At 74.4% G+C, this 12,881-nt stretch carries 12 protein-coding genes; 9 read left to right on the top strand and 3 right to left on the bottom strand.

Features of this window, described 5'->3' with window-relative positions; genetic code table 11:
- The first annotated feature begins 75 nt into the window (after positions 1-75).
- Entirely contained in the window at positions 76-1,275 is a 1,200-nt protein-coding gene (gene aztD / locus ACIGAN_RS04700) for a zinc metallochaperone AztD (RefSeq protein WP_399854842.1), read from the top strand.
- 78 nt (positions 1,276-1,353) lie between these two features.
- Here aztD and ACIGAN_RS04695 read toward each other — a convergent pair whose 3' ends face one another.
- The 3 genes from ACIGAN_RS04695 to ACIGAN_RS04685 form a co-directional block, all read right to left on the bottom strand.
- On the bottom strand, positions 1,354-1,773 hold the full coding sequence (locus ACIGAN_RS04695; protein ID WP_399854840.1) for a Fur family transcriptional regulator: 420 nt from the start codon (positions 1,771-1,773) through the stop codon (positions 1,354-1,356).
- A gap of 191 nt (positions 1,774-1,964) precedes the next feature.
- A complete protein-coding gene (locus tag ACIGAN_RS04690) occupies positions 1,965-3,155 on the bottom strand; it encodes a GTP-binding protein (RefSeq protein WP_365743184.1) in 1,191 nt (396 codons plus the stop codon).
- A 113-nt stretch (positions 3,156-3,268) separates the two neighbouring features.
- A complete protein-coding gene (locus tag ACIGAN_RS04685; RefSeq protein WP_399854838.1) occupies positions 3,269-4,468 on the bottom strand; it encodes a YncE family protein in 1,200 nt (399 codons plus the stop codon).
- Between the two features lie 83 nt (positions 4,469-4,551).
- Between ACIGAN_RS04685 and ACIGAN_RS04680 the strand changes: the two genes are divergently transcribed.
- The 8 genes from ACIGAN_RS04680 to ACIGAN_RS04645 all read left to right on the top strand — a co-directional run bounded on the left by ACIGAN_RS04680 (position 4,552) and on the right by ACIGAN_RS04645 (position 12,876).
- Positions 4,552-5,529 carry an ABC transporter substrate-binding protein gene (locus ACIGAN_RS04680; RefSeq protein WP_399854837.1) on the top strand — a complete coding sequence of 326 codons (978 nt, stop codon included), beginning with the start codon at positions 4,552-4,554 and terminating at the stop codon, positions 5,527-5,529.
- 104 nt (positions 5,530-5,633) lie between these two features.
- On the top strand, positions 5,634-6,809 hold the full coding sequence (locus ACIGAN_RS04675) for a FecCD family ABC transporter permease (protein ID WP_399855337.1): 1,176 nt from the start codon (positions 5,634-5,636) through the stop codon (positions 6,807-6,809).
- Complete coding sequence (locus ACIGAN_RS04670) at positions 6,806-7,813, top strand: FecCD family ABC transporter permease (protein WP_399854836.1); 1,008 nt, start codon at positions 6,806-6,808, stop codon at positions 7,811-7,813. Before ACIGAN_RS04675 ends, ACIGAN_RS04670 begins: the two co-directional genes overlap by 4 nt.
- A 20-nt stretch (positions 7,814-7,833) precedes the next feature.
- Complete coding sequence (locus ACIGAN_RS04665) at positions 7,834-8,655, top strand: ABC transporter ATP-binding protein (protein ID WP_399854835.1); 822 nt, start codon at positions 7,834-7,836, stop codon at positions 8,653-8,655.
- A gap of 58 nt (positions 8,656-8,713) precedes the next feature.
- The gene (gene amiA / locus ACIGAN_RS04660) at positions 8,714-8,827 is read left to right on the top strand and encodes a streptamidine family RiPP (protein ID WP_240797855.1); all 114 of its coding nucleotides are present in this window, start codon (positions 8,714-8,716) and stop codon (positions 8,825-8,827) included.
- A 91-nt stretch (positions 8,828-8,918) separates the two neighbouring features.
- Entirely contained in the window at positions 8,919-9,773 is an 855-nt protein-coding gene (locus ACIGAN_RS04655; protein WP_399854833.1) for a hypothetical protein, read from the top strand.
- 248 nt (positions 9,774-10,021) lie between these two features.
- Entirely contained in the window at positions 10,022-11,500 is a 1,479-nt protein-coding gene (locus ACIGAN_RS04650; protein ID WP_399854831.1) for a CocE/NonD family hydrolase, read from the top strand.
- Positions 11,497-12,876 (top strand): YcaO-like family protein, encoded by a 1,380-nt coding sequence (locus tag ACIGAN_RS04645; protein WP_399854829.1) that lies wholly within the window; start codon positions 11,497-11,499, stop codon positions 12,874-12,876. Before ACIGAN_RS04650 ends, ACIGAN_RS04645 begins: the two co-directional genes overlap by 4 nt.
- Positions 12,877-12,881 lie beyond the last annotated feature (5 nt).

Here is a 12,881-nt window from a genome sequence, read left to right as displayed (position 1 = left end):
GGCCGGCCGACCAGAGGCCGGCCGCTCCACCCCCGAAACCCGCCCCGATCAGGGGCCGGAGAGGAAAAACCCACCATGAACAAGCCGACGCGCGCCAGAACGCTCACGGGCACGGCCCTCGCCCTGGCGGCATCGATGGCGCTGACCGCCTGCGGCGCAAGCGATGACGCCGCGACCGAAGCCGAGCCGAAGCGGGCGAAGAGCAGCGGGGCGGTCGCGGTCGACAACCCGCTGGTCGCCTCCTTCGACGGAGGGCTCTACGTCCTTGACGGCGAGTCCTTGAAGCTGGCGAAGACGGTCGAACTGCCGGGCTTCAACCGGATCAACCCGGCCGGCGACGAGGACCACGTCGTCATCTCCACCGACAGCGGTTTCCGCGTCTTCGACGCCGCCCGGCAGACCTTCACGGGCACCGCGTTCAAGGGCCCGAAGCCCGGCCACGTCGTGCGGCACGCCGGCAGGACGGTGCTGTTCACCGACGGCACGGGCGAGGTGAACGTGTTCGACCCCGCCGAGCTCGGCGACGGCGCCAAGCCGCGGACCCGCACCTACACCTCCGCCGAGCCCCACCACGGAGTCGCCATCGAACTGTCCGACGGGCACCTCGTCAGCACTCTCGGCACCGAGGAGAAGCGCACCGGCGCCCTCGTCCTCGACAAGAACGGCAAGGAGATCGCCCGCGCGGAGAACTGCCCGGGCGTGCACGGCGAGGCCGCCGCCAAGGACGAGGTCGTCGCCCTCGGCTGCGAGGACGGCGTCCTGCTCTACAAGGACGGGAAGTTCACCAAGGTCGACGCCCCCGACGACTACGCCCGCACCGGCAACCAGGCGGGCAGCGACGTCTCCCCGATCCTCCTGGGCGACTACAAGACCGACCCCGACGCGGAGTTGGAACGGCCCACCCGGATCTCGCTGATCGACACCCGCACCGCGAAGATGAAGCTGGTCGACCTCGGCACCAGCTACTCCTTCCGCTCGCTCGGCCGCGGCCCCGGCGGCGAGGCACTCGTGCTCGGCACCAACGGCGTCCTCCACGTCATCGACCCGGAGACCGGCAAGGTGACCAGGAAGATCGACGCGGTCGGTGACTGGACGGAGCCCCTGGACTGGCAGCAGCCCCGGCCCACCCTGTTCGTCCGGGACGACACGGCCTACGTCTCGGAGCCGGGCAAGCGTCAACTGCACGCCTTCGACCTGGACTCCGGTGAGAAGGTCGCGTCCGTGACGCTGCCGAAGAGCACGAACGAACTGTCCGGCACGGTCGCCGGTCACTGACCGGACCGTGCGGAACTCCGCGACGCCCGCCGGCCTACAGCCGGCGGGCGTCGCGCGTCCCCGGCCGTCGCAGGCCGGTCAGGCGGGCCGGTCGGTGAGGGCCGGCGAGCCGGACCGGGCGCGGCGGCAGCGGTCGCACACGCCAGTCAGTTCGACCGTGTGCTCCACCTCCGCGAAGCCCGTCGCCTCGGCCACCTCCTCCGCCCAGCGCTCGACCACCTCCGCCTCCACCTCGGTGCTGAGGCCGCAGTCGCGGCAGACGAGGTAGTGGCGGTGCCCGTCGGCGGGCCGGGGACGGTAGAGCCGTTCCCCGCTCCTCTCCCGCACGACGTCGACCTGCCCGGAGCGGTCCAGGGCGTGCAGGGTCCGATACACCGTGGTCAGGCCGATGGTGATGCCGTCGGCCTCCAGCGCCTCGTGCAGTTCCTGGGCGGAGGTGAAGTCGGCCCGCCGGTGCAGGGCGTTCAGGACGGCCGTCCGCTGCCGAGTCGTACGCAACGGTGCCGGCAGCCGTGTGACTGACGTTTCGCGCAGGACTGCTCACCTCCCGAGGACGCCACACATGGTAATCATTTTCATGATTGGTTCGACGGTGCCGCTCCGGCCGCACGGGAAGCGGATGGCGAGGTGACGATCCGCGCACCGGGCCGGGCGGTGCCGTGGCCGCGACCACCGCCCGGCCCGGAGTCTCAGTGCCCCGTGGGGGCGGTGAGCGGGTCGTGCTCGTGCGCGCAGGTCTCGTCGAGCCCGTACGTGTCCCAGGCGGGGAAGGGGTCGGTGGCGGGCGGTGTCTCACCTTCCCGCATCAGGCAGCCGGACAGGGCCGCCCGCAGGGACTCCGCGTCCAACTGTGTGCCGATGAAGACCAGTTCCTGGGCGTGCGGGCTGTCCGGGTCGACAGCGGAGGACGGCTCGAACCGGGCCACCGAACCGGCCTGCGACCACAGTCCCGTGACGCGCGGCCGGCTGGCGAGCGTGAAGAAGCCCTTGGACCGGAGCACGTGCCCGAAGGCGCCGCTGTCCAGGGCCTCCGTGACGAACGTCCACAGCCGCCCGGGGTGGAACGGCACTGGGGAGCGGAAGACGGTCGAGGAGATGCCGTACTCCTCCGTCTCGGGGACGTGGTCGCCGTTGAGCTCCCTGACCCACCCCGGAGCCTGCTGTGCGCGCTCCAGGTCGAAGCGGCCGGTGCCCAGGACCTCGCCGGCCGGTACGCGGCCCCGCACGGCCGGCACGATGCGGGCGGCGGGGTTCAGCCGGGCCAGGGCGGCCCGCAGCCGGTCGGCGGACGCGGAGTCGACGAGGTCGAGCTTGTTGAGGACGATGACGTCGGCGAACTCGATCTGGTCCATCAGCAGATCGCTGACCGTGCGTTCGTCGTTCTCGTACTGGTCCAGGCCCCGCTCGGTCAGTTCGTCGCCGCCGGCCAGCTCGGGCAGGAAGTTGGCGGCGTCCACCACCGTGACCATGGTGTCGAGGCGGGCCAGGTCGTCGAGGGTGGCGCCGTCGTCCCGGGCGAAGGCGAAGGTGGCGGCCACCGGCATGGGTTCGGAGATGCCGGACGACTCGATGAGGAGGTAGTCGAAGCGCCCCTCGCGCGCCAGCCGGTCCACTTCCTCCAGCAGGTCGTCGCGCAGGGTGCAGCAGATGCAGCCGTTGGTCATCTCGACCAGGCGTTCCTCGGTACGCGACAGCGCCGCCTCACCGCCGCGCACCAGGGCGGCGTCGATGTTGACCTCGCTCATGTCGTTGACGATGACGGCGACGCGCAGGCCCTCGCGATTGGTGAGGACGTGGTTGAGCAGGGTGGTCTTGCCGGCGCCGAGGAAGCCCGAGAGAACGGTGACGGGAAGGCGCGGCGAGGGGGCCTGCGTCGTCATGGGGGATCAGCCTCCTGGGGTGAACGGTGAGAGGGGGTAGACCCTATATGAAAACGAATGTCGTTGTTATATCGAAGCCGTGCGGGGCCTTCGGGGCCGTTCCGGTCCGGCCGTCACCGGCCCACGGGGTCGCCCTCGGCGCCGTCGCCGGGGCTGCGCAGGGCCAGGTGGCCGCCGTGGTGCAGCGGTGTGCCGGGCCGCAGGCGGGCCGCCTCATGACCCGTTCGCGCGTCGACGATGTGGACCTCGCCGTGGCCGCCCCGGGTGACGGCGATCCAGTCGGACCCGGGTGAGGCGGCCACCGCCCGGCGCTGGACGCCCTCCCAGGGAGTGCCGCCGCGGCGCGGGGCGCCGTCCATGGCCGGCAGGGGACTCCGGCGGACGGTCCCGCCGGAGTCCAGAAGGAGGAGTTCGTCGCCGTCGGGGTGGATGCGGCTGAAGGCGGTGTGCTGCCGGGCGAGGGCCAGCCGGAAGACGAGTCCCGGGCCGAGTTCCGTCAGGAGCGTGCGGCCCGTCGGCAGGTCGTGGTGCCATGCCTGGTTGGTCCACTCCGGCCAGCGCAGCGGATCCGGGTCGCCGCCGCGCAGCGTGCTCCACAGCGCCTGGCGGCGGGTGTCGAGCCGGAGGTACCACCCCCGGGCGGGTGCCCCCCAGGGGATGACCGTCTCGGCGGTGAGTGCGTCGCCCTTCCTCCGGGCCCGGTGCACCCCGGCGCCCGTGGCCGCGAACACCAGTCCCGTACCGGGCGCTTGGGCGTCCCCGTGCCCGTCGTCCGGCAGGGGCAGGACCGCGTGCGGCGTCACCGGAGGGCAGCCGGGTGGCGTCGCGAGCAGGTCCGCGAACCGGTGGACGGCCAGCTCGCCGGGTTCCCGGTGCCGCAGCACGACGAGCGGGTCGTCGCCGCCCAGCACCGTCACTCCCGGTTCGCCGACGCGGGTGCGCACCCGCGCCGTGTCGCCGGTGGCCAGGTCGACGACGGTCAACAGGTCCGACCAGGGCGCGGTGTTCTCGCCCAGGCCGGTGGTGACGGCCAGCCGGCGCCCTTCCGGGTCGCAGGCGAGGTGCTCGCCCGGCACGGCCACCGGGACCGCGTGCTCCACGAGGTGCTCCGCGAACGGATCGAGCACGAGCAGCTCCCCCCGGCGGTCGTCGACGCAGGCCACCCGCCCGCCGGGCAGGGCCAGGAACCCGGCGTGCTCGGACAGGTGACGGCCGGTGAGGCGTCCCACGACGGTGCCGTCCGGCACGGTCAGGGCGTGGACGGTGCCGTCCACGTGGTCGGAGACGAGCAGGACGGGAGTGTCGGCGGGCATGGGTCCTCCGGAAGCGGTCTGGTGAAAACGATTATCATGTATCTTCAGTGCGTTCCCGGTACCTGAGAAGAGCGAGGGCATCGATGCTGCGCGCACCGTCGAGATTCGTCCGTAGTTGGATCACCGCAGCGGTGGTGGGTTCCGTCCTGGCCGGCTGCGGATCGTCGTCCGGAGAACCCGCGAGCGACAAGGCCCGGCCGGCGGCGAAGACCGACGTCACCGTCGAACCCATCAAGGCGGCCACGGAGTTGACCGACACCAAGGGCGTCAAGGTCTCCCTGAAGAAGGAACCCGAGCGGATCGTCTGCCTGTTCGCGCTCTGCGACGACATCCTGACCGAACTGGGCATCGTCCCGACGGCCACCAACAGCGCGTTGCTCGCCCATCCCGACTTCCTGGGCGAGGAGAAGGCCGAGGAGGTCGACGTCATCCCCGGCGGATTCATCGCCCCGGAGGTGGAGGCGATCCTCTCCCACAAGCCCGACCTCGTCATCGGCCTGGGCGACACGCACGGCAAGCTCGCCCCGGCGCTCAAGGGCGCCACGACGTTCTGGGCCATGCAGCCCGAGACGTGGCAGGACAGCGTCGGATACCTGCGCGATCTGGCCGCGCTGACCGGGCGCACCGCCGAGGGGGAGAAGGCCGAGAAGACCTTCCGGACCAAGCTCGCCGCCGCCGAGAAGACGCCCAGCGACAAGACCGCTCTCATCATCTACGGCAGCGACGAGAACTTCGGCGTCGCGACCCCGGAGTCCGACGTCGCCGCCAGCCTCTTCCCCAAGATCGCCGACTACCCGTGGAAGTCCCGTGGCGTGGAGGGCAGTTACAGCCTGGAAGAGATCCTCGCCCAGGACGTCGACGTCTTGTTCGTCGAGACGCTGAGCTTCGGCGACGCGGACGGCAAGCTGTCGGAGAAGCTGGCCCGCAACCCCCTCTGGAGCAAGATCCCGGCGGTGCGGAACGGCGACGTCCACGAGGTGAACCCGGAGGTGTGGGCCAAGGGCCGCGGCACCCGCTCGCTGGGCATCGTCCTCGACGAGGCCACGGCCGCGCTGCGGTGAGGACGCCCCGCTCGGCGCCCGCCGCGGCGGACACCGTCACGGCGGGCGGACAACCGCCGTCGCTCGGCGCACGCAGGGGCCAGCCGCTCCTGGTGGCCGTCCTGCTGGCCGTCTTCTCGGTCTGCGCGCTCAGCCTCGGCACCCCCTACGTCCCACCGCACCGGCTGGCCGCCGCGGTGCTCGACGGGGACACCACGCTCGCCGGGGTCGTCGTCACCGAACTCCGCGTGCCCCGCCTGGTCCTGGCCCTCGTCGCCGGAGCCTGTCTGGGCGCGGCCGGACTGGTGCTCCAGGAGGCGCTGCGCAACCCCCTGGCGGTGCCGGAGATGCTGGGCGTGTCGTCCGGTGCCGCGCTGGGGGTGGCCGCGCCGCTGGTGCTGAGCCTGTCCCTGCCCGCCGTCGCCCAGCCCGTGCTGGCCATCGGCGGGGCGGCGCTCGGCGGCGGGCTCACGCTCCTGGCCGCCGGGCTCGGCCGCAGTCCGTCCGCGGTGCTGCTGACCGGTGCCGCTGTGGCGGCCGCGCTGCAGGCCGCGCTGCTGGTGCTGATGGTCATGGCCGACCAGCTGGACCTCCAGCTGATCTACCGTTACCTGCTCGGCTCGCTGTCCGCCCGTACCTGGGACGACGTGGTGGGCCTGTGGCCGTGGCTGCTCGTCGCGGCCCCCGCCCTCGTGCTGTGCGCGCCGGTGCTGTCGGTGTTGCGGCTGGGCGACGAGGACGCCGAGGCGCTGGGTGTGCGCGCCCAGCGTGCCCGGCTGGCGGCACTGGCCATCGCGGTGGTGCTGATCGCCCCGGTGACGGCCGTGTGCGGGCCGGTGGCGTGGGTGGGCTTCCTCGCCCCGCACCTGGCCCGGTGGTTCGCCCCCGCTGCCGGAGCGGTGCGCTGGCTCGGCTGGTCCGCCGCCTGGGGCGCGGTCGTCGTGATCGTCGCCGACGTCCCGGCCCGTCTGGCGCTGGCGCCGGTGGAGACACCGGCCGGCGCGTGGACGGCTCTGCTGGGAGTGCCCGCCGGGGTCGCGCTGATGCGGTCGGGCGGACGCGGCCGGACGGTCCGCCGCCGGTCCGCCCCCTCGGCCGCGCCGCGCGCCGCGCTGCCCGGACCGCGGCGGGCGGCACCCGGCGCGCAGCGCCACGACCCGCTGCGGGCGGCACCCCGCGCGCAGCGCCACGCCCCCGGGGTGCCGGGCGGCACCGACGCAGCCGGGGCCCGGGCCGGTGGCCCCGGTGAGGGCGATCCGTCCGCACCCGGGGCGGCGGCCGGAACGGAGGACGTACGGTGACCCGGCGATTCATAGCTCTGGCGGCCCTGGCCGTCGTGTGCGCCGGCGTGGAACTGGTGGCCGGACGCGGCATCTCCCCGGGCGTGGCCTGGGACGTGCTGAACGGCGGCGGTGACGCGACGGAGCGCCACATCCTGTTCCAACTGCGCCTGCCCAGAATGCTGGTGGCGCTCTGCGCCGGTGCCTGCCTGGCCGTCGCCGGGCTGGTCCTGCAGTCCGCCCTGCGCAATCCCCTGGCCGGACCGGAAGTGACGGGCGTGACCCCGGGCGCGGTGCTCGGCGCCGTCACCGCGACCGCGCTGGGACTCGCCGGGTGGGACTCGCCCCTCGCCGTGGTCCTCGCCGCGTGTGCGGGCGGGTGCGCCGGAGCGGCGCTGCTGTGGCTGCTCGCCGGGCGCGGGCGCGGCGACCCCGCGCAGACCGCCGTGCACGGGGTCCTGGTGTCGGCGGTGCTGGGCGGCCTGACCGCCATGGTGCTCCTGGTGGAGCCGGGCGAACTCGGCAGCGTCGTCCAGTGGCTGGTGGGCACCACGGAGGGCCGGGTGTGGCAGCACTGGCACCTGCTGTGGCCGTGGGCCCTCGCCTGGGGGGTTGCGGCCTGGCTGCTGGCGGGACCGCTGACCCTGCTGCGCTGCGGGGACGACATCGCGCTGGCCGCCGGCCTCTCCGCCCGCCGGGCCCGGACCCTGGCGCTGCTGTGCGCGGTGGCGCTGACGGCGGGCGCGGTGGCCGCCGTGGGAGCGCTGGGCTTCGTGGGGCTGCTCGTACCGCACCTGGCCGTGGCCGTCTTCGGAGCGGACCTGCGGATGAGTCTGCCCGGTGCCGCCCTGGTGGGCGCGGTGGTGGTGTGCGGGGCGGACGCGGCGGCGCAACTGTCCTCGCGGCTGCTGGCGCAGGCGCTGGACTCCGGTCGGCTCACCCTGCCGGTCGGCGCGCTCACCGCCTGCCTCGGGGCCGCGTTGCTGCTGCTCGTCGTCCGCCGCGCGCCGAGCCGTTCGTTGTGACGTCGAATCGAGGACTGACGATGACCGAGTCCGTGGGGATCCATGTCGAGGGGGTCCACTTCGGCTACCCCGGGCGACCCGTGCTGCGGGGCGTCGACCTGACCGTCCGGCCGGGCGAACTGACCGCCCTGATCGGCCTGAACGGCTGTGGCAAGTCGACCCTGCTGCGCCTGGCCGCCGGGCTGCTGCAACCGGACCGGGGGCGCGTGCGGCTCGGCGGGGACGACCTCGCCCGGCTGTCGCGGCGCGCCACGGCCCGGCGGGTGGCGCTGCTGCACCAGTCCGCGCCCGCCGTACCCGGCATGACGGTGCGTCACCTGGTGCGCCAGGGGAGATACGCGGCGCGCGGGCCTTTGGGCATGCTCCGCGAGGGCGACGACCCCGTCGTGCGCCGGGCGTTGCGGGACGTCGGGGTGGAGGAGTGGGCCGACCGGGACGTCGACGCGCTGTCCGGGGGCGAACGGCAGCGGGTCCGGCTCGCGATGGCGCTCGCCCAGGACACGCGCGTCCTGCTGCTCGACGAGCCGACCACCTACCTGGATCTGCACCACCAGCTCGACGTGCTGCAGACGGTGGTCCGCCTGCGCGAGGAACGCGGGCTCACCGTGGTGATGGTGCTGCACGACCTGGCGCACGCGGCCCGGTTCGCCGAACGCGTCGTGGCGCTGCGCGACGGCCGTGTGGTGGCCGACGGAGCACCGGCCGAGGTCGTCACGCCGGCGTTGCTGGCGGATGTGCTGAGGGTGGCCGGGCGGGTCGGCCGGGACCCCGAGGGGGGCTGGCCGGTGTGTTACCCAGATCACCCTCTCTCCGCTCTAGAATATGAAAATCAGATTCATTAGTGTGGCGGGTGCGGCGCTCGACCGAACGCCGTAACTCCCGTACGAACAAGGAGAGTTCATGGACAACGAGCAGATCTTCACGCCGATCGCCGACCAGGGGCAGCTGGCCCACGCCTCGGCCTCCCACTCCAACGCGCTCGTCGAGAACCCCTTCGACGACAACGAGGAGTAAGCGAGGGCCCGTCCCCCTCGACCGTGGGCCCGCCCGGTGCCTTCCGGGCGGGCCCACGCCCATCCCCGAGCTTCCCGTCAGGAGGATCACCGTGTCCCGCAGCCGACTCGTCCCCGGCGCCGAGGTCGTCGCCGTACCCGGGCGAGGGCTCGCCGTCCGGACCCCGGAGGGGGAGTTCCTCGGCGTCCGGACGACAGGCGCCGACGAGAACGTCCTGCTCTCCCGGCTCACGGGCGCGACCACGGGCCCGCTCGGTGAGGAACTCGACCGTGTGCTGCGGGCGTTCGAGGAGGCCGGCTACGTCGCGCCGGACCGCCCGGACGCGCAGTGGCCCGCCGCGCGCCGGGACATCCGGCTCCTCGGCGACCCGGTCCTCACCGAACCGCTCGCCGCGCAACTGACCGCCCTGGGCGCCCGGCCCCGCACGACCGGGACCGCCCCCGCCTCGGACGCATCACCGGTCTCCGTCGCGGACCTGCTCGACGGAGACCCTGCCGCCGTCGTGTGGTGCCTCGACGGGCCCGTGCCCGACGGGCTGTGGGACGCCGCCGACAGCCTGCCCTCCCACGGCGTCGCGTGGCTGCGCTGCCACCGCGAGGGGTGGCAGGCGTACGTCGAACCGGTGGCCGCAGCCCCCGGCGACGTCACCGCGGCGCACGTCCGCTCCCGCCGGCTGGCCGCCACCCCCGCCCACCGCGAACTGGCCGCGTATTGGAGCGGACCGCGCACCGCCGGCGCGCCGGTCCGGCTCACCCCGCCCGCCGCCACGCTGCTCGCGGCGCTGCTCGCGGACGAACTCGGCCGCTGGGCCACCGGCGCCCCCGACCCGGCCGGCCTCCCGGCCCGGCGCCGGCTCCGCCGCGTCGACCTGCGCACCCTGACCGTCACCGAGCACCCCGTCCTGCCGGTGCCGGAGGTCGCACCCATGCCGAGGACTGACGGATGACAACCGCCGGCGCGGCCGACACCGAGGACAGGCGGACGAGAGCCGCCGGTGAGGAAGGGCGCACGGCTGCCTCGGGCACGGCTGTCGGTGAGGGCGGGCGAAGGCGGGCCCTCGGTGAGGGCGGGCGAACCGGTCGCCTTCGCGCGGCCGTTGGCGAGAAGGGGCGCACGGACGCCTCGGGCGCGGCTGTCGGTGAGACAGATCCCACCGGAGTTCTCGGCGCGGCCGGCGGGCCCGGCGGGCCGGTGGTGGACTTCCGTGCGGTCGTCGGAGGGCTCGCCGCCGACGTCGTCCTCCCGGCCGGCGACGGTCCCTTCCCGGCCGTACTGATCCGCACCCCCTACGACCGCACCCGGCACCGGGCCGAGGCCCTCGGCTGGGCGCGGCGCGGCTTCGCCGCCGTCGTCCAGGACGTGCGCGGCCGGTTCGCGTCGCCGGGGGAGTGGCATCCCTACGCGCACGAGGACACCGACGGCGCGGCGGCCGCGCGCTGGATCCGGCGGCAGCCGTGGAGCGACGGCCGCCTGGTGGCCGCCGGTGCCTCGTACGCGGCCCACTGCGCCCTCGTCCTCGCCCTGGATGCGCCTGAGGACGCCCGGCCCGACGCCGTCCTCGCGGCCGTGCCCGCCCTCGGCCCGGCGGAGACGGCCCGTGAGCCGTCCGGCGTGGAGCGGCTGCTGTCCCGCGCCGGCTGGTGGGCCGCCCACGGTGACCGGCCCGACTCGGACGAGCAGGCGCTGGAAAGGGCCCTCGCGCAGGATCCCGGTCTCCTGGCCCACCTGCCGCTCACCGGCCTGCCCGAACGGCTGGGCCGCCCCCTGCCTTCCTGGGCGGGCCTGTGGCACCACCGCGACCGCGGCCGCCTGATCGCGCGCGCGGCGCACGCCGCCGTACCCCTGCTCGCGGTGGGCGGCCACCACGACCACTTCGCCGAGGAGACCGTCGCCCTGTGGCGCGCCTGGGCGGGACCCTCGGCGCGGATGCTGCTGGGCCCCTGGTACCACGGCCTCGGCAGCACACCCGGACCCGACGCCGGCCCGGCCCACCGGATCAACCTCGGCGAGCTGTACGTGCGGTGGGCCCGCCGCGCCCTGACCGGCGAACTCGCCCCCGGCCGCCACGGCGCCCAAGGGCTGGGCGGGGCCGACCTGTGGCTGCCCGCCGGCACGGACGGCGAGCCGAGCACGCGGCGACCGCGGCCGCTGCGCGGGACCGTCTTCACCGCCGACCCCGAACGGCCCGTTCGCTCCGACTCGTTGACCGTGCCCGCCGACGGCCCGCCCGACCGCTGCCTGCTGGTCACCCCGCCGCTGCCGCGCCCCCTCGATGCCGTCGGCCCCGTGCGCGTCCACCTGCGGGCGACCGCCGACACCCCGTCCGCCGACTGGGCCGCCCGGCTGGTCGCCCTCCCACCGGAAGGGACCGCCGAGCGAGTCGCCGCCGGGATCGTGCGGCGTGCCGAACCGGCCGGGCGCGAGGCCGCGTTCACCATCGGCCTCGGCCGCATCGCGCGCCGGCTGCCGGCCGGCACCCGGCTGCGCCTGGAGATCAGCGGACACCACTTCCCGGCCCACGCCCGCAACCCGCACACCGGGCAGGACCCGATGACGGCCACCCGGCTGCACGCCTCCCGGCGCGAGATCGATCCGGACCGTGTGGAGCTGATCCTGCCTGTGCTCCCGTCCCGCCCCACCCCTGTCGACCCCGCGGAGGAGATCCTGAGATGACGACGCTGCCGCTGGAAGCACTCGTCGACCCCGTCTGCGGCATCGTCCGCACGGTAGAGCCCGTCGCCCACCCCGCAGGAGCCCCGCCCCGCTACACCGCTCTCACGGCTGAGATAGCCGACGCCCGCAGACACGGCCTGTGGCCCGCCGACCGGGTCTCCCTCGGCACCACCTTCGGCGACCCGGCAGGGGCCCGCATCGCCGCCATAGCCGAAGGGGTGGAACGCTACTGCGGCAACCGCGTGCCACCGCCCGGCCACCCCGACGCTCCGCTGCGCGCCACCGCCGCCGAACTGGCCGACAAGGGCCTGCGGCTCTACGGCCCGGGAGACCTGCCCGCCTACGCCGACTGGCAGTACGCCCGGGAGAAGTTCCCCTACCGCCGGTTCACCCCCGACACCCCGGCCCTGTGGACACGCGGCAGCGAACTGCTGCCCGGCGGGGGGACGACGGAGGTCTGGGCCCCCGTCGCGCTCACCCACCTCAACTGGCGCCAGGGCGAACTGCGCGAGCTGCCCCGCACCCACCACCTCAACTACGCCGGGATCGCCACCGGGCAGGGCTTCGACGACGCCGTCGAACGCGGCCTGCTGGAGATCGTCGAACGCGACGCCCTGGAACTGTGGTGGCACCTGGACGGCCCCGCCCGCGGCATCGACCCCGCGAGCGTGCCCGGCCTCGCCGAGGACCTCGCCGGCTCCGCCTTCGACGTCCACATCGTCGAGATGCACTCGGAGTTCGCCCCCTGCATGGCCGCCTTGGTGCACGACCCGCGCCTCGGCCTGTACGCGGCCGGCTTCGCCTGCAAGTACGACCCGGCCGAAGCCGCCCGCAAGGCCGTCCTGGAAGCCGTCCACACCTGGGTCTTCACCCAGGGCCTGACCGATCCCGACGGCTGGGTGTTCCAGGCCGTTCAGGCCGGGCTGCTCGCCCGCGGGCTGTACCTCGACCACCGGGCCGACGGCCGCTATCTCGACGCGTGCGGCGAGCAGTTCGAGCACGTACGGGACCTGGGCGCGCACGTGCAGGTGTGGCTGGACGCCAGGATGGCCGCCGAGGCCGGGCGGTTCACCGAGCCCGCGCTCGGGACCGTGTCCGTCGACCAGGTCGAGCCCGGCAGCCGGCAGCGGCTGGACGCCGCGCTCCAAACCGGCGGCCACCGTGTCATGACCTTCGACCTCACCACCGAGGACGTGGCCGAGACCCCCCTGCGCGTCGCGCGGGTCCTCGTCTCCGGACTGCTGCCCAACGCCCCGGCCGCCTTCGGCTACTTCGGCTGCCCGCGCCTGGCCGGGGCCGCCGTCGCCCGAGGGTGGCGCACCAGCCCGCCGAGCGCGCCGGAGGACTTCACGCTGGCGCCCCCGCCGCACATGTGAGGACC

It is taken from the genome of Streptomyces sp. NPDC085931, assembly GCF_044540565.1.
GTDB lineage: Bacteria > Actinomycetota > Actinomycetes > Streptomycetales > Streptomycetaceae > Streptomyces.
This window is presented reverse-complemented; position numbering and strand designations above follow the sequence as displayed.

Coding starts and splice junctions, on each gene's coding strand:
- amiA (WP_240797855.1), top strand. CDS start 8,714: ATGGACAACGAGCAGATCTTCACGCCGATCGCCGACCAGGGGCAGCTG.
- ACIGAN_RS04680 (WP_399854837.1), top strand. CDS start 4,552: ATGCTGCGCGCACCGTCGAGATTCGTCCGTAGTTGGATCACCGCAGCG.
- aztD (WP_399854842.1), top strand. CDS start 76: ATGAACAAGCCGACGCGCGCCAGAACGCTCACGGGCACGGCCCTCGCC.
- ACIGAN_RS04665 (WP_399854835.1), top strand. CDS start 7,834: ATGACCGAGTCCGTGGGGATCCATGTCGAGGGGGTCCACTTCGGCTAC.
- ACIGAN_RS04685 (WP_399854838.1), bottom strand. CDS start 4,468: ATGCCCGCCGACACTCCCGTCCTGCTCGTCTCCGACCACGTGGACGGC.
- ACIGAN_RS04645 (WP_399854829.1), top strand. CDS start 11,497: ATGACGACGCTGCCGCTGGAAGCACTCGTCGACCCCGTCTGCGGCATC.
- ACIGAN_RS04690 (WP_365743184.1), bottom strand. CDS start 3,155: ATGACGACGCAGGCCCCCTCGCCGCGCCTTCCCGTCACCGTTCTCTCG.